Origin of the sequence: Aequorivita marina (assembly GCF_031631895.2) — a bacterium.
GTDB lineage: Bacteria > Bacteroidota > Bacteroidia > Flavobacteriales > Flavobacteriaceae > Aequorivita > Aequorivita marina.
On the sequence record NZ_JAVMBW020000001.1, the window covers coordinates 686,554 to 712,416 of the forward strand.

Consider the following 25,863-nt stretch of genomic DNA (forward strand, 5'->3'; position numbering starts at 1 on the left):
ATCAAGAAATTAATATTAAAAAATGCTCCTATAAATAATATATTTAAGAATGGATAAAAATATCATAAAATATACGATATACCCCACTACAAAACAAGATTTAACATTATTGCGCTTCAAATACGCATAATTCTTTAATTTTTTGACTATAATGTACAGATTCAGGGGTAATTAATACATATCTTATAGAAATAAAGGCTTATTGCATCCAAAAAAAGAAAAGAGGCCTTATACTAAAGACCTCTTTTCTAATATTTTATAAATTTATATTTGAATTAATTTATAACTAATTTGGTCGTCTGTGTAAATCCATCGGCTTCAATTTGCACAAGGTAAAGCCCTGAATCTAGACTGCCAGCATCTATCTCCGTAATATTACGAAGCTCTAACTGCTGCCCAAAAACCTTTCTACCGTTAATATCGTAAATGGTAATATTTGCGGCTCCAACATCAAGCTTGGTTTTAATGAAAATTTGTCCGTTTGATGGGTTGGGGTAAACAATAAAGCTATCCTCAATACTTCCGTTGTCATTTACACCCAGTTGACAATCTGCAGGAAGGTCAAAAGCCTCGGTTCCGTCAGATTTACTATTGGTGCTTCCTTGACTTGCACTAAGCCCCAAACCTCTTCTTGCAAAGGCTCGCCAAATTATACATCTATTTGCACCGCCATTTGCAATTTCATCGGCTTCAAGAATAGCATCACGTCCATCAACAAAACCTGGGCTACAAGGCTGTAGCTTTAGACCGTCCATTACTAATTGTAGTGCTATATTATTACCACCGGTTCCATTGTACAAATCAGGATCAAAACCGTATTCGTCAATTAAGTCCCAAGTCATTTCCCAGAGCATAGCTGCCCAAACCGAGCCAACACCATGCGGCGCAACTTCTGATTTTATATCATCATAAGTATGTGGGTTTACGCCAAAATTAGTACTGTAAGGGTGGGTTCTAATTCCATTTGGATTTCCTGAGGCATAAAAAGCCATCCCGCGTGAGTCTTCGCCTTGATCTCCATCATAGATTGTCATTAGTAAGGCAAAAAAGTCACTCCAGCCCTCGCCCATTTGTTCGGTGTTTTGCAGGCATCCGGTATTAAACCTTCCTCCGGTAAGTCTGTTTGATATTCCATGGCCGTATTCGTGAATAACAATTTCGGTATCAAGATCGCCATCGGTCCCAATGGGTACGTCGGCTCCGTTTATACTTCCATTTACTGTGTTAGCGCCTTGCAACTCTGCAATTATAGCATCGCCATCAACATCAGAGATTGCAAAGGCCGGGATTGAAGTTTCACACCCCAAATCTCCTGCTGCCATAAGTGGCGGTGCACCTGCTTCATTATTTACTACAATAACTGCAACCGCTCCTTCATTTTCTGCAGCCAAAACTTTAAATCCAAATTCGCAACTTCCTCTTCTTATTACAGCAATTTTACCAGTGAGGTCACCTCCGTTGGTTATATTGTCGCAACCATCATTAGGATCAGTAGAAGATCCTGAATTGTCATCTTCTACCAAAACCAAATCTGCAGTTAAATCAAGTGGAATACCACCACCAAAACCTGCAGGCACGCCACTATAAACACCTGCCAACGGACCGCTATTAATTGATAGAATATTTGCTACTGGACCTCCATCACCTTCGGTCCAGATATACATTTGCATTCTTGGGTTGCTTCCATCTGGAGGAGTTCCAAAATTGGCATTATTGGTTCCACCTCCATCTTGTCCTTCGGCACGCACAGCATCATTCCCATTGCCTCCGTTTCCGTAGTTATTCTTTTGAAAATTTCCGCTTGCCTCATCAAAGCCGTATTGATAGGTTACATCGTGAATTATATTATTCATGTAAAAAAGCTGTACCGCAGCAGCATCTCTAAAATCTGCAGGTGCTTGCGGCAAGTTAAACGGAAAGTCAAAATTTAACGAAGCACCTCCATCAGGAGATGGCCCTGAACCGGCATCGCATATATCTAGATAGGCATATACGTTATTCCCTCTTGTAATGGTGTGTTCTGCACCGGCAACCCCATTGGTGTCGTGCCACCCAAAAGGAGAAGCCGTTGCATCTTCCGGACTAATCTCTATGGTGTCGGGACCGTCTAATGGGTTTCGCAACGGGATTGCAAAAACGCGATATTGCGCATCTGCCGTCATCCTAGCCTGTGTTTTAGACCCCTCATTAAACAAAACACTTGAAGAACTATTTGTTTCGCTGTGGTTCCTAGTTTCAGAAAAATCTGGTAAGCCACATTCCGAAACCCAATCCATAGTCTCTAAAACATCGCCTGTTACGGCATCAACACGAAGGCTGTAGTAGTGGCTTGCATCTAATAAGTAAATGCTTAAATCCCAAGCCAATCTAACTGTTTCAGTAGCTTCAACTTTTTGATACACCAGCTCCACGGGAATGTTTTCCAGTGAAATATTTCCGTTGGAAAAGATAAATCGATTTTCTGTTTCCGTTTCTAAAAGATTCAAATTAGAAGGAGAATCTAACCCCAAAGCTGCTGCGGCTTTTGAAATTGCCATTTTTGCGGTCAATCCTGGAGTTTCTGTGTTAACTTTTAAAGCTAAATCGGCTATAAATGAAGTTTTAGCCGAAACTACCGCCCCATCCTTTAAAATGAATGGCGAAGTTGAATTAAACACTTTTATCCCGGCGTGGCGTTGTTCCACATAAACGGTATAAGCCTTTAGACTTTTCGAATAGCTTTCAGAAGCTAGACTAAGATCGGTAACATCCTTAGCTTGAAGCGAAAATTGCCCGAGATTATTTTGAAGGTAAGATTTTACCGCTGAGGAATTATCCTGAGCAAATGAAAAGTTAATTGCGAGGATTGCGATGAAAAACGTAATTTTTTTCATAGTTATTTAGGTTAGGTTAAGTAAAAAATTGATCGATATTAATTTTTTTGTGATTCTAAAGTTAGGATAAAAATAAAATATCACATACTGAAAACCAGCATTTAACATTACAGCCCTTGGGTTTTTTATAAATCTCCATTTATTTTCTGAAAAATCTGCAGGGCGTTTCCATCCGTCAAGCGGGAGATATAGCTACAACATTCCATTAAATATTCATAAACCGAAGCCGGGTTAGCTGAAAGGTCATTGGCAAACATTTGCAACAACAGCTTATCATAATGCCGAGCTTCCCCATTATTATAATGCTCATAAGCAGTTGTAAAACCATCTAGCAGGGTGGTTAATATGGTATAACCCGCTATTTCCTTTTCCATTACCTCAGTGCTTTTATACACTTTTTCAACACTAATTCTTATAATATCATCTATCTGTGCCTTGTACTGGCTTTTATCTAGTAAGGCTTCGGAAAAATTCCCGTTTAATATTGCTTCCTCATTTTCTATAAAAATGGATACTGCTTCAGAAATTAGTGTGTTTATTGCTAAAGATCGCAAGTAGGCCAATCTATTTTGAGAGGTTGTCAATCTAGAATACACATCTTTTTTTAGGGTGTTACGCACCAAATTAATCAAGTATTCCAGCGCTATGTCCTCTTCAATCAAGCCTAGATTAATTCCATCTTCAAAATCAATAATGGTATAGCAAATATCGTCTGCGGCTTCTACGAGATAGGTTAAGGGATGCCGGGCAAACCCATTATCATTATTTCTGGGCAACAAACCGAGTTCTGAAGCTACTTCATTAAAAAAATTGGTATCTCCTTGAAATACGCCATACTTTTTATCGGCAACATGAGTTGTTGGTTTTTTCGGAAGCGACTCTTTGGGGTATTTCATAAAGGCGCCTAAACTTGCATACGTCAATCTTAAACCGCCTTCCACGCCATTTTTAGACTCAGTCAAAATTTTAAACCCGTTGGCATTACCTTCAAAATCTACCAAATCTTGATATTCTTTATCGGTAAGCAGTTTCTTAAAACGTTTTCCATTTCCGTTTAAAAAATAGTCGCCAATTGCTTTTTCCCCACTATGTCCAAAGGGTGGATTCCCAATATCGTGCGCCAAGGCTGCGGCGGCGACAATGGCACCAAAATCATTAAATTGGTACCCATGCACGTTATTTAAATGTGGGTGTTTTTTAAGAACAGCCTTTCCTACACTCCTACCTAATGAGCGTCCAACCACAGAAACCTCAAGACTATGGGTTAAGCGCGTGTGAACAAATGAAGTTTTTGAAAACGGAATTACCTGTGTTTTATCCTGTAAGCTTCTAAAGGCAGAAGAAAAAATAACACGGTCGTAATCTACCTCAAACCCCAAGCGGGTTTCATTCTCCTCTGCGCGTAATCTTTTATTTGTATCGCCTTGCTTTCGCAGTGAAAGCAATTGTTCCCATTGCATCATAGTTGTAAGAAATTTGGTAGGCAAGATACTATTTTCAGAAGTGAAGACCATGATATTTTTTTGGCTTGTTTCCTTAACCGTTGGCTAACCCTTTAGTGACTCAATGGTAATACTCAATTAACACTCGCTTTACATTGCGGGGGTTCCTTTGTGCAAAATAAATCAAACGACAAAAATGAAAACAATTATTAAAATCCTATTTTTCCTATTAACCTCATATTCAATAGCTCAAACTGGCTCTATTGCCGGACAGTTAACAGACACCGAATACAACAACGAACCGCTGCCATTTGCAAATGTTTTTCTGAAAGGCACCACCAAAGGAGTAACCTCAGATATTGACGGCTTGTATTCTTTAGAGAACATTAGCCCAGGAAGCTATACCGTAGTTTACAGCTATATTGGGTATGAAACTGTTGAAATTCCCAATGTTCAAGTAATTCCAGACAAGGTAACAAATATTGCGGTGCCTATGGGCGCAAGTGCAGCAGCGCTAGATGAAGTTGTAATTAAAACCACAACGCGCAGGGAAAGCGCAGTAGTGCTATTGCTAGAACAGAAAAAAGCAGTTGGTATTTCGCAGTCTATTGGCGCAGATGATCTTGCCCGAAAAGGAGTGGGTAATGCCGAAGGTGCTGTAACCAAAGTAACAGGAGTAAAAAAACAGGCTGGAACTAAAAACGTTTTTGTTCGCGGTTTAGGCGATCGTTACAATGCTACAACGTTTAATGGCTTGCCACTGCCTTCTGAAGATCCTGAATACAAAAATATATCGTTAAACTTTTTTGCTTCCGATGTTATTGAAAGCGTGGGCATAAACAAAACCTTTTCAGTGCCGCTTTATGGCGATGTTGCGGGCGCCAATATAAATATTGTGAGTAAAGAACTTTCTGGACCTGGAAGCTTGCAGTTTTCTATTGCGCCAGAAGTAAATTCTAGTGCCATTGGGAAAGACTTCTTACTCGTGGACAATGCCAAGTATATTGGTAACATTCAAAACACTAATGTTCCTATTACCAATTTAAACACACATTCGTTCAATAACAATTTTCAGCCAAATACTCAAAATGCGCAACTTAACTCCAGCTATTCCCTTTCTGGCGGAAAGCGGTTTGATATTGGAAAAAATAGGCTGAGCCTTTTCTTGGTAGGAAATTTCAACAATAAATATGAATACCAACAAGGAGCCTCAGATAGAATAAACGCCGCTGGTGGATTCAACCAAGAGTTTCAAAAAACCGAATACAACTACAATGTATCAAAACTGGCGATGGCAAATATTAAATTCCGTTTTCAGGAAGGCGACTATATTGCTGTAAACAGTATGTTCATAAAAAGCAATACTCAAAGTGTTGCTGATTATTACGGTTTAAAAGCGGGACTTACCGAAAATGACGAACCCAAAAACCCAATTCGCGCTTTTATAAGAAGACAAAAGGAAGAAGAAAACAATCTCTTTGTCAATCAGCTTTTAACTTCGCTTACACTTTCAGAGAAACTGAGTTTGGAGGCGGGTGCTTCATACAATACCATTCGCGGTTATGAGCCAGACCGAAGAACCAATACTTATGTTATTGATGTAAATACCAATGTGGCACGGGCTGCTTCAGGCAGTGCACTAAACAATCGTTTTTTCTCCAATCTAGAAGAAAATGATCTGGCTGGAAAACTCTACCTAGACTATTCGTTAAATGGTAAAAACCAATACAGTAAAAATAGCCGAATCCGTTTGGGGTATAACTATAGAGATACGGACAGAAGTTTTAAATACACTCAAATAAACTACATTTTTGACAGCCCTGCTGTTGTTGACATTAACAATCCAGATACTTCACTTTTTAACCAACAATCCTTAATTGATGGTATTTTCAGATTGACTACCAATCGCGGTGATGGGCGAGACGGAAATGATCCGTTTATTCCCTTTTCTTATAACGGAACCAGAACAATTCACTCAGGTTTGGGGGAAATAAGCTACGATTTTTCAGAAAGCCTTTCAGCAAATATTGGTCTTCGCTACGAAAAAGTAAAGCAAGAAGTGAATTTTGACACTAACTTAGCAACGACCACCGACCCCAATACAAACCCTTCACTAATTGACGAAAATTTTGTGTTGCCAAGTTTTAATGTGAAATACAATTTCAACGAAAACAGCATTATGCGTTTGGCAGGAAGTAAAACCTATACACTCCCGCAATTTAAAGAAGTAGCGCCATTTTTATATGAAGATATCAGCTTCAACAGTTTTGGGAATCCCGATTTATTAACGGCAGACAATTACAACATCGATTTAAAATACGAATACTATTTCAGCAGGAGCGAAATTATTGCTGTAACAGGTTTTTATAAAAAAATAGAAAATGCCATTAACCGTATTGAAGTAAATTCTGCCGCTAGCGAACTTTCTTATGTAAACACTGGCGATGCTAGTATTGCAGGAATTGAACTAGAATTGCGAAAAGAGATTCTAAAGCTCACAGACCAATCAGGTTTTGAGAAGAGCTTAACCTTTGGCTTAAACGCTTCCTATTTATATTCAAATCAAAAATTAGAAGATGTACCTACAGACAAACTTACTGTTCGTTTCACCAATAAAGAAGATGAATTGGAAGGATCTTCTCCTTTCATTTTAGGTTCAGATCTAACGCTAAACTTAAAGAATGAAAGCAGTGCAATTACCAGTTCGGTAGTTTTCAACTACAACAGCAAAAGCATTTATTCTTTAGGAACCGGTGGCGACGATGCAAACCCAGGATCTGGAAAAAATAACATTATGCTTTCTGCCATTCCCACTTTAGATTTCATCAACAAATTTGCTATCAATAAAAACTTCGGAATCAAGCTTAACATTAAAAACATATTAAACCCTGAGTATAAATTAACGCAAGCAGTAAATAACATTGGCGTTTCAAACCCCGCATTACCTAACAATCAAGAGGTTCCAATAGAAACCTATAAAAGAGGCGTCAATTTTAGTGCTGGAGTTACGTATTCATTCTAAAAAAACAATTAACCCAACCATAATATTGCCCTAAACATAAGGAAACACAACAACTGTTTCTTTGTATCAAACTTTAAAACCAAAATGAAAAAAATGAAAAATTTACTTTTATCAAGCTTTATAATCGCGGCCTTAACAATTAGCAGCTGCAGTAAAGACGACAGCAACGACCCAGTTGCCATTACTTGTAATGACGGAATTCAAAACGGAACTGAAACCGGAATTGACTGTGGCGGTTCTTGTGAGCCTTGTGAGGTACAGGCAGAAAAAGACGGAATAATTAGTTCTCAAGACGATCCAGATTTGGATACTTCAGATCTTAAAGGAGATGTTACTGCAAATGTAACGCTTACCAGCAATACGGTTTGGATTTTAAGCGGTCCATTGAGCGTAAAGGCAGGTGCAACTTTAAGCATAGAACCAGGAACTACAATTAAAGCAGTTGCCGGTGGCACCAATGTTTATGTTGTTGTTGAACAAGGTGCAAAAATTAATGCCGAAGGAACTGCAAATGCGCCAATTACTTTCACATCAAATGCTGAAAACCCACGCTCTGGCGATTGGGGAGGAATCCTTTTACTCGGGAAAGCACCTCTAAGTGGTGGCGGAACCGCTACTACCGAAGTTGTAGATCTAACGTATGGCGGAACCGAAATAAACGACAATTCTGGAGTAATGAAATACGTTGAAGCCTCGTACACTGGAGCCAGAATAAACGGCGATAAAGAGTTTAACGGAATTACTTTTTACGGGGTTGGAAACGAAACAGTAATTGAAAACTTAGCTGTATTTTATTGTGATGATGATGCCTATGAATGGTTTGGCGGCACGGTTAACGTAAAAAACCTAATAGCCGTAAACATTAAAGACGATATGTTTGACTGGACCCAAGGCTGGAATGGCACTGCAACCAACCTTTATGGATTGCGCGAATCTAGCTTTACATCAATAACTGAAGATCCTCGCGGCTTAGAAGGCGATGGTAATCTAGATGGAAATTCACCTGGAGATACAGGACAATCAAACCCAACAATTGACGGCTTGGTGTTGATAAATGGCTCCATCATTGAAATGGCAGATATGATAAAAGTACGCCGTGGAAGTGGTTTAACACTAACTAACGCTTACGTTGCATTTGCAAATGAAGATGCAAAAGCTTCAGATTTTATTGATTTGCAAGACCGAAAGGGCGATGCAAATGGTTCTAATATTAGTATATCAATTATTGGTGACGCTGCCACAGGATTAGATATAGCAGATATTAAAACAACTAACAATGCAGTAATTGATGTTACAGATGCCTCAGTACCAACTGTAAGCAGAACAATTTTCGATTGGACTGGATATAGCTTTGAGTAGAAATTTGAATTAGCAAACCTAAAAACCCAGTTTTCTTTAGAATTCTGGGTTTTTTATTCTGTGAAAATTTATAGCTATTCCTGAGCATACCAGAAAATTCCGATTTAACCTTTTAGTAATAACGAGTTTAAGAAAAAGAAAAAATTAGTTTGTTTCTTTGATTCAGCTTTTAAAGCAATTTTAAAATCGTTTAGTTTTTGTCGACTAGATTTTAAACCGAGGCTTCATTTAACGATGAGGCCTTTTTTGCGTAAAATCTTTAAATAATTCCCATTCTTAACGTTTAGGTAACATTAAAATCAGTTCTTTACAGTGACAAAAACTAAAAATCGATTTTTAAATGTTCTACAGGTGCTTGCCAATTAGCGTCTTGATGTTTTGCTGTACAGTTATGTTTTCACAAGAAAATACAACTAACCCATTTTCATTTAAATGGGACAACGGTTTTAAACTCACTAGTCAAGACAATCAGTTTGCCTTAAAGTTTGGCGGACGCATAATGGTAGACCATGCCTATCTATTTCAGAACGATGCACTTTCAGAAAACTTTGGCCCTTTAGTTTCAAAAAGCGGTACAGAAATTAGACGCGCACGCTTATTTTTCTCTGGTGATATTTACGAGAATACACATTTTAAATTTCAAGTAGATTTTGCGGGTGATGAAGTTTCAATAAAAGATGTTTACATTGGGTTTAGCAATATTCCCATAGTTGGAAATTTACAAATTGGGCACTTTAAGGAGCCCTTTCGCCTTTCCTCCGTAACTAGCAGCAAGTTTACAACGTTTATGGAACCTGCCCAAAACACTGCCTTTGCACAATCACGAAATAACGGAATTATGGTGTCTAATAACTTTTTAGACAAGCGTCTTTCTGCCCAGCTTAGCACTTTTAGAAATGCCAACAACAACAGCGATGATGCCTTTGCTGACGATGGTTATATCATAACTGGAAGGCTTACGGGTCTGGCGATTAGAAACAACCAAAAAAACAAGCTCTTACATCTGGGTATAGGGTATAGCTACCGAAAACCCGAAAGTAAGGAATACCAAGTTGCTGCAAGACCTGGAGCGCATCTTGCTCCAAAATATATCAGTACAGGAACGCTTGAAAATGTTGACGCCATCAATTTAATTAATCTTGAAGCAGCATATCTCCATGGGCCGTTCTCATTTCAGGGCGAATATTTAAATGCTAGTGTAGAGACACACCTCCAAAATCTAAATTTTTCAAACTATTACGGAGAAATTAGCTATTTCATAACTGGAGAAAGCAAAAACTACAAAGGCTCCTATGATGGATTTGGGCGTGTAAAGCCTAAGAAAAACTTCAATAAAAAGGATAGAGGCGCTGGCGCTTGGGAAATTGCCTTTCGTTATTCAAACACAAATTTAACCGACGCGTATATTGCGGGCGGAAAACAAACCGATATTACCTTAGGCTTAAACTGGTATATCAATCCTGTAACCAAATTAATGATAAACCATGTTTGGGCAAATACTGATAATCAAGGAAATGCCAATATTTTACAAGGACGAATTCAAATAGATTTTTAAAACAGTATAGTTAACAATTTGGTAACAATCAGTTTAATTGAATAAAAGAAATTTGCAATAATTTAATTTAGGTACAAATGGAAAACCTTTACTTATTAATGATAGTTGCGCTAGTGGTCTTGGCCATAGCAGATTTGGTTGTAGGTGTAAGCAACGACGCCGTGAATTTTCTAAACTCAGCCATTGGCTCAAAAGCTATTCCGTTTAAAGGAATATTGATTATTGCCAGTTTGGGGATTTTTATTGGAGCCGTCTTTTCTAGCGGAATGATGGAGGTAGCCCGAAAAGGAATCTTTGTCCCGGGGGAATTCTACTTTGACGAAATAATGATCATTTTTATGGCAGTAATGATTACCGATATCTTACTGTTAGATTTTTTCAATTCAATTGGCCTGCCAACCTCAACCACGGTTTCCATTGTATTCGAACTTTTAGGAGCGGCGGTTATTATGGCACTTATTAAAATAGGGCATAATGAAGCCGAAACAATTTCAGCACTTTCCACATACATAAACACCGAAAAAGCCATACAGATTATAATTGGTATTGTGCTCTCCGTGGTAATAGCTTTTACCGTAGGAGCCATTGTACAATATCTCTCACGGCTCATTTTTACATTTCATATTGAAAAAAAGATGAAATATTTTGGTGCTATCTTCGGTGGAGTAGCGCTAACGGCAATTAGCTATTTCATTTTTATGAAGGGTTTAAAAAGCACGCCATTCTACGCTAGTTTTAAAGATGTAGTTGAAGCCAATACCGTACTAATTATAGGCGTTAGCTTTGTAATCTGGACCGTTTTTTCGCAATTATTTATGATAATCTTTAAAAAGAGTATTCTAATTATTGTAATTGCAGTGGGTAGTTTTAGCCTTGCACTAGCTTTCGCAGGAAACGACTTGGTAAACTTTATTGGAGTACCAATGGCAGCCTATCACAGTTATATAGACTGGTCAGCTTCAGGCGTTGCCGCTTCTTCTTATGCTATGACCAGCCTTGAAAAAGCAGTGCCAGCTGAACCAATTTTACTGTTTATAGCAGGTGCCATAATGGTATTGACCTTATGGTTTTCTAAAAAGGCAAGAACAGTTTCAGATACCGAAATAGACTTGGCCAGACAAGGTGAAGGCCATGAAAAATTCAATCCGAACATGATTTCTAGAATCTTGGTAAAATCAAGTACTAGAATGGCGTTTATGTTTGATCAAATTCTTCCCAAGTCGCTACAGCAGAAAATAGACAAGCGCTTTGAAAAGCCCGTAATCGACCTACCAAAGCACAAAACCTACGAAGTGCCTGCCTTTGATATGATAAGGGCATCTGTAAACCTAGTGGTAGCAGGAATTTTAATTGCAACGGCAACATCAATGAAACTGCCACTTTCAACTACTTATGTAACCTTTATGGTGGCCATGGGTACTTCTTTAGCAGATAGAGCCTGGGGTCGTGAAAGTGCCGTATATCGTGTAGCTGGAGTTCTAAACGTTATTGGAGGCTGGTTCTTTACCGCTTTTGTCGCCTTTACCGCAGCAGGAACATTAACTTACTTAATTTTTATAGGAAAAGGTGCAATGATTGCCGTCTTGCTCTTGCTTGCTATATTATTATTGGTTCGTAATTATCTTTCGCATAAAAAGAAAATAAAATTAAAATTCAATAAAACAGGCTTAAAAAAGACTGAAAGTAAGACCGTTCAGGGAATTATTCAAGAAAGTTCCGATAACATTAGTAACGTAGTTTCCCGCTCTAATAAAATTTATACCGATATGCTCCGTGGCCTTGCAAAACAAGACACCAAAAAGCTTAAGAAGAGCAAGAAAGGAGTGAAAAAACTGACTGATGAAGTTGATGAGCTTCGGGATAATATTTTCTATTTCATAAAAAATCTGGATGATACCAGTGTTCGCGGAAGTAACTTTTACATTATCGTACTTGGGTTGTTGACCGATGTAGTCCAGTCTTTAGAGTTTATTTCAAAAGCTAGTTATAAGCACGTTAACAACAACCATAAAGCACTTCGCTTTAACCAAATAAAAGACCTTCAGGAAATTGACCAGCATTTAGAGGAGGTTCTAAATGAAATTGAAACTATTTTTGACGAGAAGGAATTTGAAAAGATCGTAAATGTACTCGATAAAAAAGAGGAGATATTTGCCATTCTTTCCAACAAAATTGAAAAGCAAATTGCTAGAACCAGAACAGAGGAGTCAAGCCCTAAAAACACCACGCTGTATTTTAGCCTCCTACTAGAGACCAAAGACCTGGTAAAAGCCTTGATGAATTTGATGGAAGAGTATTACACCAGTTATAAAAAAGTGTAATTAAAGCTAAAAAAATAGCTAAATATTCACATCAGAAATTAATGCCTATAAAACTAAACCCCCAAAGCTCTCGAGAGCTTTGGGGGTTTAGTTTTACTTTGCCTATTATTCCGAAAACGTAGGTGCTCGATAATTGGCGCGCCTACGTTAAAAATATTTCGTGTATTCGTATCGAAAATTTCTAACCTATAAAATCGAAGCCGCAATACGGTACCAAAACTTCTGGGATTTTTATACCGTCTTCAGTTTGGTAGTTTTCAAGAATTCCAGCCAAAACTCGTGGCAAGGCCAAAGAACTTCCGTTAAGCGTATGTACCAGTTTATTTTTTCCGTCGGTATCTTTAAAACGCAACTTTAGACGATTAGCCTGAAATGTTTCAAAGTTTGAAACTGAAGAAATTTCCAACCAGCGATCCTGTGCTGTTGAAAACACTTCAAAATCATAAGTAAGGGCAGATGTAAAACCTAGATCACCACCACAGAGGCGAAGGATTCTATACGGTAATTTTAACTCTTGCAGTATATCTTTTACATGGGCTACCATTCCATCTAAAGCAGCATAGGAATTATCGGGATGCTCAATACGAACCAACTCAACTTTATCAAATTGATGCAAACGGTTCAATCCGCGCACATGGGCACCATAGCTCCCCGCTTCACGACGGAAACACGGTGTGTAACTGGTGCAAGAAATGGGCAAATCGACCTTATTTAGTAAATCACCGCGATACATATTGGTTATAGGCACCTCTGATGTAGGGATTAAATATAAATCATCAACCCCAACATGGTACATCTGGCCTTCTTTATCTGGCAACTGTCCGGTTCCATAGCCCGAAGCCTCGTTAACCATTAACGGCACTTGCACTTCGGTATAACCAGCTGTTGTGTTTTTATCTAAAAAGTATGCAATCAAGGCACGTTGTAAACGCGCTCCTTTTCCTTTAAAAACCGGAAAACCGGCTCCGGTAATTTTTACCCCTAGTTCAAAATCAATTAGATCGTACTTTTTTGCAAGCTCCCAGTGCGGTAGGGCGCCATCAAAAAGCTTGGGCACATCTCCTTCCGAAAAAATTTCTTCGTTATCGTTTTCATCGGTTCCGGCAGGCACTAAGTCATTCGGGATGTTTGGAAGCGTATAAAGCAACTCTTGAAGTTTTTCGGCGGCGGCCATCATTTTCTCATTCAATTGCTTTGAAGTCTCCTTTAAAGCAACTGTTTCTGATTTTAATGTATTGGCTTTTTCTACTTCCCCACTTTTAAAAAGCTTCCCAATTTCTTTTGAATAGGAATTACTTTTTGCCAAAACCTCATCCAGCTGTCCTTGCAGACCGCGACGTTCTTCATCTAAAGTTAAAACTTCTTCTAAAGAGGAAGCCGCATCAATACCACGTTTGGCAAGTGCTTTTACATATTTTTCCTTGTTTTCGCGAATGTTGGTTACTTGTAGCATATTCTAAATTTTTAAAGCCGCTAAGTTACGCAAGACCCAAATGGTTTTCAAAACCTTAGGGTCTTATTTTATAGATAAAGTTCATTTATTTTTCTTTTAGCTTTTTAGAAGCTCAAATATTCGCAGGAAAGAGGTATTGAAGTTTTTGCGAAGCTTTACAGTAAGCTACTATTTTGCGCTATCGGCAAAACCCTCGGGCGAAGGTAGTATCCAGTCGGTATGTTTAAACGGGTGCCATTCTTCAGCCGCTATATCTATATTGGGGTCAGTAAAAGGATGGAAATTTCCGTAATTCACTCTAACTCTAGCTTCCATATAAACAGCGACGTCTCTTCCTTTTTCGGCTTCTACCTTTTTTATCTTTTGTGCCAATTGCCACATTATATCTGGCTTTGTAGTTACTGAAGTTTGTTGTTTGGGGCCAAGGAGTTTGTGATAACCGTAAAGCTTCTTTTCTTCCGTGTTTTTATCGGCCACATAAACTCGCAAGGTGCCGCTTTTTGAACGTAGCATCATCCGCCAACTAAGCCGGTGACCTTCTTCGGTCCACAACACATCATCTTTAAAAAACCAATGCCGCAAGGGAAGGCCGAGCTGAAATAAAAAATAGATTGAAAACACACCAACAATCAAACCTTTATGTTTTGGTACGATTAGCTCGTTTCCGGTATATAATTTTTTCTTCGGAAGAAAACGCTTTTGTAGGGTTTCCGAAGAAAAGAAAAACAAGGCGAAGGCAATGGACATATATGGAAAAATGCCAATCTGAAAAATAACCGAGTTAAAAAGGTGGAAGAATACTGAAATAACAAAACCCCACATTCGCGTGCGCTTCCACAACAGTAGTGGCACTATGAGCAGGTCGAAAAAAATACCGGTATAGGCTATCGTCCAATGCACCCAATTTTCCTGCAAAACATCGCCAACCAACCAATAATTACTTTTACCGCTCATCAACAGTTTAGCCATGGAAGCATCGAGCCAATCTGGATAAAGTTTGGCTACGGCAGCAAAGGTGTAAACAATCCAAACTTGCAGAATTAAAATTAGCAGCACCCATCTGGGCATTGCCGAACTTTTCATTTCAGGATTTATTTTCGCATCTAATGAAAACCACCTATTTGCAGGCAAGAAGGCCATTATCCAGCACAATAGCATCATTAGGTAATAATGGTTGTTGTAGTTGGATTTTTGCATTAAATAAACACCGGTCCAAAGTATTGCATAGGCAATCATACTAAAGCGGTATTTATAGCCCAGCATCACGAAAATGCCGAAAACCCCCATTACTATAAAATAGTAATACATTAAATCGCCCTGGAGGTATTGCAGAAAATCGAAGCCAATAAAGTTAAATGTAAATGGCGGCTCCACCAAGGTACGCCGTACCCAACCCGTAAAAATGGCACCAATTGCTTCGGTAGCAATCAAAAGGCCAAAGACTGCCCTAAAAAGAACTAATCCTGTATTATCTATCTGTTTAAATAGAAATTTATTCACCTTTCTTTATATACTGTTTGGCAAAATGCTCATCGTTTTCAATTGCTTTGCGCAAGATTTCTAGTGATTCAAAGTTAGCCTCATCGCGAATAAACTTTAGAAATTCAATGGTAATTTCGGTACCGTATAAATCTTTATCGAAATCTAAAAAATGGGTTTCAATCGTTTTTTCTGTACCGCCAACGGTAGGATTGGTTCCAATACTGGTAATCCCGAAGTACTTTTTATTGTTGATATGCGTTTGCACAATATAAACTCCATTTTTGGGAACGAGCTTATACTCAGCTTTCAACTTAAGATTTGCCGTGGGGTAATTAATGGTTCGGCCAATGGCTTTTCCTTTTACCACTTCGCCAGAAATCATAAAATTATACCCAAGAAAGTTATTTGCGGCTTCAATATTTCCGCTGTTTAATGCTTTGCGAACCTTAGTAGAGCTGATTGCGACATCATCTAATTCCTTTGCCGAAATTTCTTCGACTTCAAAATCATAGGTTTTTCCAAATTCCTTTAAATCCTCGATATCGGCCGTTCTATTTCTTCCAAAGCGATGGTCATAGCCAATAATTATTTTTTTAGCTTTTAGGCTGTTTACCAAAATATCGCGTACATATTGTAAAGCCGTCAATCTTGAAAAAGCATAGGTAAACGGATGTACCACCAAATTATCAAGCCCTGTTTCTTCTAGCAGTTGACTGCGTTCATCTATCGTGTTTATAAGTTTGATATCGGAATTTTGCTGAAGCACCATTCTAGGGTGCGGAAAAAAAGTAAGTACAACCGAATCTAGATTATCTTTTTTAGCCGTTTCTACCAAACGCTTTAAAATAGCTTTATGGCCTAGGTGTACGCCATCAAAGGTGCCAATGGTAACAACACTTTGACGGTCATTTTTATAAGCGGAGGCCGAAGAATACTTTTTCAAAATTATTTTCCGTTAAACGTGTTCATTGTTATGTTCATTCCCGCAAGAGCAAAAGATTCGATAATATTGCAGCTCACTTCCAAACGTTCGGGCAGTTGTTTTTCTTCCTCTGCTTCCCATTCTCCTAAAACATAATCTACTTGTCTTCCTTTTGAAAAAGCATCACTAATGCCAAACCGAAAACGATTGTACTTTGCAGTTTGCAGTGTATTCTGAATATCTTTTAGCCCATTATGGCCTCCATCGCTACCTTTTGCTTTAATGCGGATGGTTCCAAAGGCCAGGTTTAAATCGTCTGTTATTACCAACATATTTTCTATAGGAACTTTCGCCTTTTCAAGCCAATAATTTACAGCTTTTCCACTTAAATTCATAAACGTACTTGGTTTTAGAAAAATAAAAGTCCTTCCTTTTACCTTATGGGTGGTAATATCGCCCAATTTTGCAGTTTCCCAGACTAATTCGTTTTTTTCGGCATAGAAATCAAGAATTTTAAAACCGATGTTATGGCGCGTGTTTGCATATTTAGGACCTATATTTCCTAAGCCTACAATAAGAAATTTTTTCATTGGATCTTCCTCTAAACTAATTTGGTCAGCTTTTGCTGAAAACAATTTTCTTAAAAATGACAGCATAATCTTTTTTACCTGTAATTGGCATCAACCTTCAATCTTAAATCTTGTACGTGGTAAAAATAAAAAAAGCACCCTGATTTAACAGGATGCTTTTCACTTATCTTTTAAAAAGAGTTATTCCTTTGCTGCTGCGTCATCTGCATCTGCACCTGGAGCTTCTTCTCCTTCGGCTGATTCGCCTTCTTCATCTTCATCAACTTCATCAACAATTGCAGTACGAGAAGTTCTAACTTGACATATTACCGTATCGTCTGAATGTTGAATAATGAAACCATCTTGATTCATCGTGCTAACATCAATGTTATCGCCAATTTTCATCTTTGAGATATCTGCCTCAATAAAATCTGGAAGATTATCTGGAATTGCTTTCACACGAAGCTTACGGGAAACAATACGTAATACACCTCCATTTTTAACACCAACGGCATTACCGGTAATACGAACTGGAACCTCCATAGAAACTTCCTTATCATCAAAAATTTGGTAAAAATCAATGTGAAGAATACGATCCGTAACTGGGTGAAATTGAATATCTTGAAGAACAGCTTTCACATGCGTATCGCCCATATCAATTACAACGGTGTGTACGTTTGGAGTGTAAATCAAGTCTTTAAATGCAATCTCTTCTGCTGCAAAACTGATAGTCTCATCCCCGCCGTAAACTACGCAAGGAACCATATCAGCATTACGCAAGGCTTTTGTTGCTTTTTTGCCCACGCTTTCTCTTTGTGATCCTTTAATTGTAATGGATTTCATTTTTCTATAAAATTATATTAGTAAAAATTCCCTAAAAAGCTGTTTTTTAAGGAGTGCAAAGATAGATTTTATTTTTGAAATACAATTTTTTGCTTTTAATATTTTTGAAAAAGAAATAGGAAGCAAGACGTTAGACTAAAGACTAAGTCCAAATTAAAGTAGGCCAATAATTTAGCTGAAATAAAAAGCTAGTTATCGCCCCCTTATATAGAAAGCGAAAACATTACATTAAAAACTTGCCACTTATAGATTTGTTTGCATTTACGCTTAGCATAACATCGGCAAATAGCTCTGCACAACTTATCACTCTAATTTTTTTATGGGGCTTTGTAGGGATAGAATCTGAAACAATCAATTCAACCATTTGCGATTTTTCTATTCGCTCATAGGCGTTTCCAGAAAGTAATGGATGCGTACAGACCGCACGAACGCTTAATGCGCCGCGCTCCATCATTAAATCGGCAGCTGTAGTCAGTGTCCCGGCAGTATCTACCATATCATCGACCAAAACCACGTTCTTCCCCTTTACTTCCCCAATCAATTCCATATAGGATATTACATTGGCCTTTTCACGTTGCTTGTAGCAAATTACCACATCGCTTTCCAAAAATTTGGAATAGGCATAAGCGCGTTTAGAACCACCCATATCTGGCGAAGCGATTGTAAGGTTGTCTAGTTTTAGACTTTTTACATAAGGCAAAAATATGGTAGAACCAAAAAGGTGGTCAACCGGTTTTTCAAAAAATCCTTGAATTTGGTCTGCGTGCAAATCCATGGTAATAATACGCGTAGCACCCGCAGTTTCAAGCATTTTAGCTACTAATTTTGCAGCAATAGGAACACGGGGTTTATCTTTACGGTCCTGTCTTGCCCAACCAAAATAAGGCAGTACAGCAGTAATATGGCGGGCAGAAGAGCGTTTTGCGGCATCAATCATCAACAAAAGCTCCATTAAATGGTCGCTATTGGGAAATGTTGATCCAATTAAAAAAACACGTGCACCTCGTACTGATTCTTCAAAAGAAGGCTGAAATTCGCCATCGCTATAATGAGAGGTTATTACTTTACCCAAGGGTATTCCAAAAGCTTTGGCTATATCTGTAGCAAGAGCTTCACTTTGTTTACAAGCAAAAATTTTCGGGTCTGGTGCGATGGTTGGCATGGTCTGTTTATTTGATTAGGCTACAAAGGTAAAAATTAATCGGTAGTGATTTGGAAATAATCATTCTTAATAAGAAGAGAATATTAAGACGTACGACTAGAATTGCAATAATCTAATAATTAGGTTACCTCCATTTCATGTACTTTGAAATGGTCATTTTTAATTAAGGTTTCAAAAGCAAGCTTTCCTTTTTAAAAACACCCTGAAAATGAACTATTATTGAAGCAATTAGGTTTTTATTTCATTAGTGTCCGATTAAAAGAGTGAGAAAATTTGTTGAGTCACAGATAATAGGCAATTAGAATATTTTTTATTTAATGACACCATGCTGTTATACTTAGCATCAAAATTTATCAATTAAAAAGTATGTTTAATCAATTTTATCTAGTTTTCAAGCTATTAAAAAGCAAGTCTTATGTCTTTCAGCGCAGTCTTATATCTTAGTCGGACACGACTATTTTTATTTCTTTAATCGGACACTATTAGAAGGGAATATTAATATAACCGAAGACAACCGGACGCAGAATTCAGAACCATATAAATGTATGGCTTCTTCATTTTTTCCAAATTACTCTCCAAAGAATCAATCCGAAAATTTATTTTAAAATTACCCAAAATACTCTAGATAAATTTTGAATACTTTACAATTAATTGTTTATTTTTGCCGTCCTAATTTGCTCGAGTGGTGGTTCCGATAGCTATCGGAATGGTAGACTAACTAGAGTTAAAAATAAAATACTAATAAGCTCGAGTGGTGGAATTGGTAGACACGTTGGATTCAAAATCCAATGTCTTCGGACGTGCGGGTTCAAGTCCCGCCTCGAGTACAGCAGAAAGCCTTAACTTAAACGTTGAGGCTTTTTCTTTTAAAGTAGGAATTGTTTAGATCTAATCATCGATTCAAAATATTCGCCTTCCGAATAAATCTTCTACTTTTCTCCGTATCGGACTTAGTCAGTAAGCTTACCCCCACATAAAGACCAAGTGATATGGAAATTCCTATTAAAGCTTGTTGTACGGAAGCTATTTCCCAAGCAATTGGAAGATCTACTCCCAGCGCTACCAAAAGATTATAAGTAGAGAAAACTAACCCAAACAACATAGAGATAGTAGCGGCTTTAGACGTCCCTCTCACCCATAAAAACCCAAATACCAACGGAATAAAGGCACCGCTGGTTAAAAAATCAGACCCTATCCACGAAATGGTTAAAACCGATTGAATTTTTAACGCGATAACCAACGAAAGCGCACACATAATAAATGTTGAAAGCCTACCAACCACCACGCTGTGCCGCGAACTTAGGTTGGGGTTAATGTATTTTTGATAAACATCTACGGTTAAGGAAAGCGCTCCTGTGTTTATTAGTGAATCCATAGTTGACATAATCGCGGCGCATAAGCCAACAAACAGAAGCGAACTTAAAATGGGGTTGGGAATATTGCTAATTAAATCTGGAATTATGCCCGTTTCTGGCACCACATCGTAAATTACGGAAGAAAACATTCCGGTATAGGTAACCATTAAATAAAGTGGAATAAAGGCGAAGAAACTCAACAGCATCATTTTTTTGGCATCTGTAGCTTTTTTGGCTGCAGAAATACGTTGCCAGATATTCGCCTGAATCATCCATGAAGTACCAAAAGTTATCACATAGGCCAGGTTATCTGCCACATTGTTAAAAAAGGAGGTATAACCAAGTTTTTCGTTTTCAATTGCTGTGGCTGTTACCGCCGCAATCCCTCCCGATTGATCATAAGTAACATAAAACAGAAATATAACAGTAAAAAGAAAAAACAGGAATTGCAGGAAATCTGTGAGTACCACGCCTTTAAACCCACCAAAGAGTGAATATATCAAGACTATAAGCGCTCCCAAAGTAGCTCCTGTTTGATAGCTCATATCAAAAAAGGCATTAAAGAACTTCCCAACCACGATAACTTGTACGGCGGCAGCGATAACCATAAAAATTATAATAAAGACGGTCAGCAAAAGTGAAACCGTACTATTATAGCGTTGCTCCATTAACTGCGGCTGCGAGATAGTGCCTACATTCCTTATACCTTTTGCAAAAAGATACATTAAAGCCGTAGCAATAAGCACCGGAACCCCATAAATCCAAAATGAGTTTAGCCCGTTTTTATGAGCGTGATCCACTAGATCTATAGCCGAACCCCCACCCCACCAAGAAGCGACAAAAGTTATAGCCAACAGCCAAGCGGGCAACTTACGAGAAGCCAAAAAATAATCTTCGCTGGTTTCACTCTTTCTATTCCAAATTCCTACCCCAATTATTGCAATTAAATAAAGGGAAAGGAATAAAATTATAATACTTGCTCGCTCCAATATTTTTGGTTCTTCTATTTGCTAACTATCACCCAAAATCATTACCTGATAAAACCACGATAATTAGATGCCAGTTGCGGTTAATTCACAAAAAGGGTCAAAAATAGACAACATTATTCGTCCTGCTTATTGATTACGGAAATTTAATTCATCAACCTAAACAAAGTGGTAATCGTAGTTTTCGAAATTTTAACATAGTCTTTTTAAATGAAAAACATGGTATTACTACCTTTAAGTACCTCAACTTTAAACACATGCCGAAAAAACTAAATCAACTGGAAGCTACTGCCATTTGTGGGAACGACATAAGTTCTTCTTGTTTATACGTTTCGGCATTGGCCATTTTTTATGCAGGACAATACGCTTGGATTTCGCTTTTAATAGTTGCCGTTGTCTTATTTTTATTTCGAAGAATATATGGCGAAGTAGTTGGCGCACTGCCATTAAACGGCGGTGCTTACAACGCACTTTTAAATACCACCAAAAAATCTACAGCCTCCGTTGCCGCTGCTTTAACCGTACTTTCCTATATGGCGACCGCCGTGCTTTCTGGCAGCGAAGCCGTAAAATACGCACATAGCGTATGGGAAGCAATACCTGTTTTTCCAGTAACCATCGGGCTCTTATTGTTCTTTATGGGCTTGGTAATACTCGGCATTGGGGAATCTTCAAAAGTGGCTATTGCTATTTTTCTTTTCCATCTATTCTCCTTAACCCTGTTGTGTGGATTCTGTATCTATTTTTTCTTTAGCAATGGTTTTGAAACGCTACTTGCAAACTTTAAAATGCCTGTTGGGGGTAGCATAACCACAGCGCTATTCTTGGGTTTTTCTGCCGCTATGCTCGGTATAAGTGGTTTTGAAAGCTCTGCTAATTATGTGGAAGAACAAAAGCCAGGCGTTTTTCCAAAAACCTTGCGAAATATGTGGATTGTTGTGAGTGTTTTCAATCCGCTGATAGCGTTTTTGGCATTGGGGTTACTTCCGCAGGAATTGATCAACAATAATCAAGATGCCCTACTTTCTTTTTTAGGCGAAACATCGGGCGGAAATTGGCTCGCCACGCTAATAGGTATTGATGCAGCTTTGGTACTTAGCGGCGCCGTTCTTACTTCGTTTGTAGGTGTTGGCGGGCTAATGGAGCGTATGGCCCTTGATCGTATTCTTCCTAGTTTTCTTTTAAAGCGAAACAAGAGAAAGAGTCCTTATTTTATCTATATTTTATTTTTTGTATTGTGCACTTCTATCTTGCTTGTAACCCATGGCGATCTGCCCGCGCTGGCAGGAGTCTATACCATTGCTTTTTTAACTGTAATGGCACTCTTTGGAATTGGTAACTTGCTGTTGAAGCTAAACCGAAAACAACTACCCAGACCAGAACGCGCCACTTATTTAGGCGTTATTGTTGCAATTGCAGCCGTAATCGCTGCCTTGGTAGGAAACATTTTACTGAACCCTAAGTTTCTGATTACCTTTTTTGAATATTTAATACCTACGCTTTTGGTAGTGTTTTTTATGTTGTACCACAAACGTATCCTCAAGTTGTCATTGCTTTTTATAGACTATATAGCCCCAGACGACAGCCCGTTCTTTAAAACGTGGAATCGGGTTACAAAAGAAAAGCTGAATGCCATAACCAGCCGCAGTTTTATTTTCTTTACCAATAACGACAATGTGGAAACCCTAAACAGGGTTATGCTCTATATTAAAGCGAACGAACCCACCAAGAACTTAAAAATTGTTGCGGTAATCAAGGATGGGAATCACGTAGCACCAAACTTAGAATCTGACATAAAAGTGCTGAATCGCGCTTATCCCAATATCAATATTCAATTTATAAAGGAAACTGGCGAATTTGGGCCCGAAAAAATCAAGGAGCTTTCAAAACGCTGGGGAATTCCCATCAATTTTATGTTTATCGGTGCGCCTGGCGAAGATTTCCCGTATAAAATTCAGCAATTGGGCGAAGTGCGTGTGATTATTTAATACAATCTGAATAACTATCGCAACTCCACTTTATTAAGTCTATTCACAATCCATAAAAAAATCCCCAGAAGGCTCTAGGGATTTTTTTTGAAATTTAAATAGTGAAGTTTTAAAGCTTCAAATAATTTACTTTTTAATGATTCTTTTTGAAATCATTCCTTCCGCCCCGCGAATCTTTAAGATATATACGCCAGTTGAAAGACTAGTTGCCGAAACCGTTGTGGTATTTCCATCTAGCGAACCTGAGGCAATAAGTGCTCCTGATAGGCTATAAATTCTATAAGCATTCAATTGCATGCTTGAAGAAACCGTAAATTCTGTGTTAAATACCGTTGGGTAAACTTTTACCGAAGTAGCATCAAAACTGTTTTCTTGAGTTCCCAAAACAAAATTCAAAATTGGGTAACCATCGTTTGTGTTAGGGTCTATTGACCACGGACCGTCTGGAGAATCAGCATTAAGCAAATCTACCATTTCAGAGGTTTTCATTTCAGCTGTTGTTTTCTCAGTAATATCTGGGGTAATTGGAGCACCTCCAAAACCACCTACGCCTTCGGTCATACCAGAAGATTCTGTATCAAAATACATGTTTTCCATAGTAATATTTCCCCAGAAACCAATTACACCACCAGCAAAATCAAGAGCCGTTGCAGATCCAGTTGAATACGAATCTTCCACATGAAGTCCGTTATCGGCACCGCCAATAAGACCACCTGCGCGCTCATTTGCTGCTGTTACTGTTGAACGACTGTAACTGTCTTCAACCGTACTTGTTCCTGAAAACGCAAACGGAAAACCGCCAACAAGACCGCCCACCAAAAAGGTGGCTGAAACGGTTCCTTCAGAATAACACTCTTCAATTTCAGCATTCGAAAATCCAGAACCGGCTAAACCGCCCACTTGAGTCTCTCCAACAACGTCGCCATTAGCATGGCTGTTAGAAACAACGGAGTTTTGCACAATTCCACCTACAAGACCACCCGTATTATTATTTCCGGTTACTGCTATATTTATAGCACTACAGTCTTCGATAGAACCATTATCAAAAAGGTTTGCTACCAAGCTTCCAACACTATCAAAGCCTATAATATTTACGGTATCCAAATGGATATCACTAAAAGATGCAGCTTGGGTGTAGCCAAAAAGGCCAGCAAAATCAGCATCTGGAAGATTGATCCATAAGTTGCTTATTGTATGGTTATTTCCTTCAACCTCCCCTGCGAAAAGTTCTGGATAAGCTCCAATTGGCGTCCATAGATTTCCATCTAGGTCTATGGCAGCACCAATAGTAATTGTTTTGTTTTCAAATGTATTTCCATCTGCAACTAACTGTGCAACACCGGCAAATTCTTCGGCCGTGGAAATGGTAAATTCATCTTGGTTGGCATTGTACCAACTTGTGTCAGCAACATCACTCCATAACGTTGTGGGGTAAGTTTGAGCTTCAGCAACAGTTACTGATACTAGAAGTAATACTAAAAAGGTTTGTAATTTTTTCATCATTAAATTTTAGGGATTTTCGACAAATCTATCTATAAATTATTGTGCTAACAAATGCCTTACTTCGAATATGTTATGCCAATAGCTTTAAGACTTGGCCGTTTTGTCAAAGTATTTAAATATTTCACAAACATTCTACCAAAACAGCATACGTATTCTCGTTTTAAAACAAAACTGAATGTAAAACTCATAATTAATTACTTTAAAAATATTTGTTTATAATTATAAAATATCCCGAGCAATGCTAAATTAATTTTGAACTGTAAATACTATTGAGGTTTTCTCTACAATCACTATATTTGGAGAAATCATCATAACTCCTCCTAAATGTCCGATTTCTGGCTGTATTTTAATCTCGGTCTTGAACATGTGCTAGACTGGAAAGCCTACGATCACATTCTGTTTTTAATAGTGTTATGCGCTGCTTATAATTTTTCGTCTTGGAAAAGGATTTTGATTCTTGTTACCCTATTTACAATTGGCCATACCTTATCCTTAATCTTGTCCAATTACAATGTGGTAAGCGTTTCCTCAAGTTTAATTGAGTTTTTAATCCCCATTACCATTTTAATAACGGCGCTTATCAATATTTTTGGTGCCAACAAGAAGAAACAAACCCAGAAAATTGGCGTGTATTATATTGTCACTATTTTCTTTGGACTGATTCATGGAATGGGTTTTGCCTCATTTTTCAACGCCTTAGACAGCGGAAATGAAATTTTACCATTGCTAGAATTCGCTTTAGGCATCGAAGCCTCACAGCTTATTGTGGTGCTTGTATTTTTAATAACTGCCTTTATATTTCAACGTGTATTCGGGTTTAAGAAAAGAGATTGGATTTTAGTTGTTTCTTCTCTAGTCATTGGAATGACAATCCCCATGCTCATTGAAAATTGGATTTTTTAATTCAGCTTTCTGGAATATAATCACTTATAAATAATTACAGCCACAGCTATACCGTTATTTATTAGTAGTGTCCGATTAAAATAATTAAAAAACCACTTGTTTCAACAATAGTAAGCTTTTAGAAT

Annotated in this window: 16 protein-coding genes and 1 tRNA gene; 7 read left to right on the top strand and 10 right to left on the bottom strand. The window is 38.1% G+C overall.

Annotated features, from left to right (window positions below; translation table 11 throughout):
• Window positions 1-275: 275 nt before the first annotated feature.
• Complete coding sequence (locus QPK98_RS03125) at window positions 276-2,873, bottom strand: T9SS-dependent M36 family metallopeptidase (RefSeq protein ID WP_310991542.1); 2,598 nt, start codon at window positions 2,871-2,873, stop codon at window positions 276-278.
• Between the two features lie 125 nt (window positions 2,874-2,998).
• Entirely contained in the window at window positions 2,999-4,333 is a 1,335-nt protein-coding gene (gene dgt, locus QPK98_RS03130) for a dGTP triphosphohydrolase (protein ID WP_310991740.1), read from the bottom strand.
• Window positions 4,334-4,511: 178 nt separating this feature from the next.
• Between dgt and QPK98_RS03135 the strand changes: the two genes are divergently transcribed.
• The 4 genes from QPK98_RS03135 (at window position 4,512) to QPK98_RS03150 (ending at window position 12,572) form a co-directional block, all read left to right on the top strand.
• Window positions 4,512-7,337, top strand: coding sequence for a TonB-dependent receptor (locus QPK98_RS03135; protein ID WP_310991543.1), 2,826 nt, complete (start codon window positions 4,512-4,514; stop codon window positions 7,335-7,337).
• A 93-nt stretch (window positions 7,338-7,430) separates the two neighbouring features.
• Window positions 7,431-8,696, top strand: a complete 1,266-nt coding sequence (locus QPK98_RS03140; protein WP_310991544.1) for a beta-helix domain-containing protein — start codon at window positions 7,431-7,433, stop codon at window positions 8,694-8,696.
• A 391-nt stretch (window positions 8,697-9,087) separates the two neighbouring features.
• The gene (locus QPK98_RS03145) at window positions 9,088-10,251 is read left to right on the top strand and encodes an OprO/OprP family phosphate-selective porin (protein WP_310991546.1); all 1,164 of its coding nucleotides are present in this window, start codon (window positions 9,088-9,090) and stop codon (window positions 10,249-10,251) included.
• Between the two features lie 77 nt (window positions 10,252-10,328).
• A complete protein-coding gene (locus QPK98_RS03150) occupies window positions 10,329-12,572 on the top strand; it encodes an inorganic phosphate transporter (protein WP_310991547.1) in 2,244 nt (747 codons plus the stop codon).
• Window positions 12,573-12,753: 181 nt separating this feature from the next.
• Here the strand turns inward: QPK98_RS03150 and serS are convergent, their stop codons facing one another.
• The 6 genes from serS to QPK98_RS03180 all read right to left on the bottom strand — a co-directional run bounded on the left by serS (window position 12,754) and on the right by QPK98_RS03180 (window position 19,003).
• Window positions 12,754-14,025, bottom strand: coding sequence for a serine--tRNA ligase (gene serS, locus QPK98_RS03155; protein ID WP_310991548.1), 1,272 nt, complete (start codon window positions 14,023-14,025; stop codon window positions 12,754-12,756).
• Window positions 14,026-14,193: 168 nt separating this feature from the next.
• On the bottom strand, window positions 14,194-15,525 hold the full coding sequence (locus tag QPK98_RS03160) for an HTTM domain-containing protein (protein WP_310991549.1): 1,332 nt from the start codon (window positions 15,523-15,525) through the stop codon (window positions 14,194-14,196).
• On the bottom strand, window positions 15,518-16,450 hold the full coding sequence (locus tag QPK98_RS03165; RefSeq protein WP_310991550.1) for a bifunctional riboflavin kinase/FAD synthetase: 933 nt from the start codon (window positions 16,448-16,450) through the stop codon (window positions 15,518-15,520). Before QPK98_RS03165 ends, QPK98_RS03160 begins: the two co-directional genes overlap by 8 nt.
• 2 nt (window positions 16,451-16,452) lie before the next feature.
• Complete coding sequence (pth, locus tag QPK98_RS03170) at window positions 16,453-17,085, bottom strand: aminoacyl-tRNA hydrolase (RefSeq protein ID WP_310991551.1); 633 nt, start codon at window positions 17,083-17,085, stop codon at window positions 16,453-16,455.
• A gap of 114 nt (window positions 17,086-17,199) precedes the next feature.
• Complete coding sequence (locus QPK98_RS03175; protein ID WP_310991552.1) at window positions 17,200-17,841, bottom strand: 50S ribosomal protein L25/general stress protein Ctc; 642 nt, start codon at window positions 17,839-17,841, stop codon at window positions 17,200-17,202.
• A gap of 223 nt (window positions 17,842-18,064) precedes the next feature.
• A complete protein-coding gene (locus QPK98_RS03180; RefSeq protein ID WP_310991553.1) occupies window positions 18,065-19,003 on the bottom strand; it encodes a ribose-phosphate pyrophosphokinase in 939 nt (312 codons plus the stop codon).
• Window positions 19,004-19,748: 745 nt separating this feature from the next.
• Between QPK98_RS03180 and QPK98_RS03185 the strand changes: the two genes are divergently transcribed.
• Window positions 19,749-19,830 (top strand) — tRNA-Leu (locus tag QPK98_RS03185).
• A gap of 65 nt (window positions 19,831-19,895) precedes the next feature.
• Here the strand turns inward: QPK98_RS03185 and QPK98_RS03190 are convergent.
• Window positions 19,896-21,347 (bottom strand): sodium:solute symporter family protein, encoded by a 1,452-nt coding sequence (locus tag QPK98_RS03190; protein ID WP_310991554.1) that lies wholly within the window; start codon window positions 21,345-21,347, stop codon window positions 19,896-19,898.
• 254 nt (window positions 21,348-21,601) lie between these two features.
• On the opposite strand from QPK98_RS03190, the gene QPK98_RS03195 reads away from it, so the two are divergent.
• On the top strand, window positions 21,602-23,332 hold the full coding sequence (locus QPK98_RS03195; RefSeq protein ID WP_310991555.1) for an APC family permease: 1,731 nt from the start codon (window positions 21,602-21,604) through the stop codon (window positions 23,330-23,332).
• 126 nt (window positions 23,333-23,458) lie between these two features.
• On the opposite strand, the gene QPK98_RS03200 is transcribed toward QPK98_RS03195, so the two are convergent.
• Complete coding sequence (locus QPK98_RS03200) at window positions 23,459-24,832, bottom strand: GLUG motif-containing protein (RefSeq protein ID WP_310991556.1); 1,374 nt, start codon at window positions 24,830-24,832, stop codon at window positions 23,459-23,461.
• Window positions 24,833-25,159: 327 nt separating this feature from the next.
• Here QPK98_RS03200 and QPK98_RS03205 point away from each other — a divergent pair, with 327 nt between their 5' ends.
• Complete coding sequence (locus QPK98_RS03205) at window positions 25,160-25,738, top strand: HupE/UreJ family protein (protein WP_310991557.1); 579 nt, start codon at window positions 25,160-25,162, stop codon at window positions 25,736-25,738.
• Window positions 25,739-25,863: the final 125 nt, after the last annotated feature.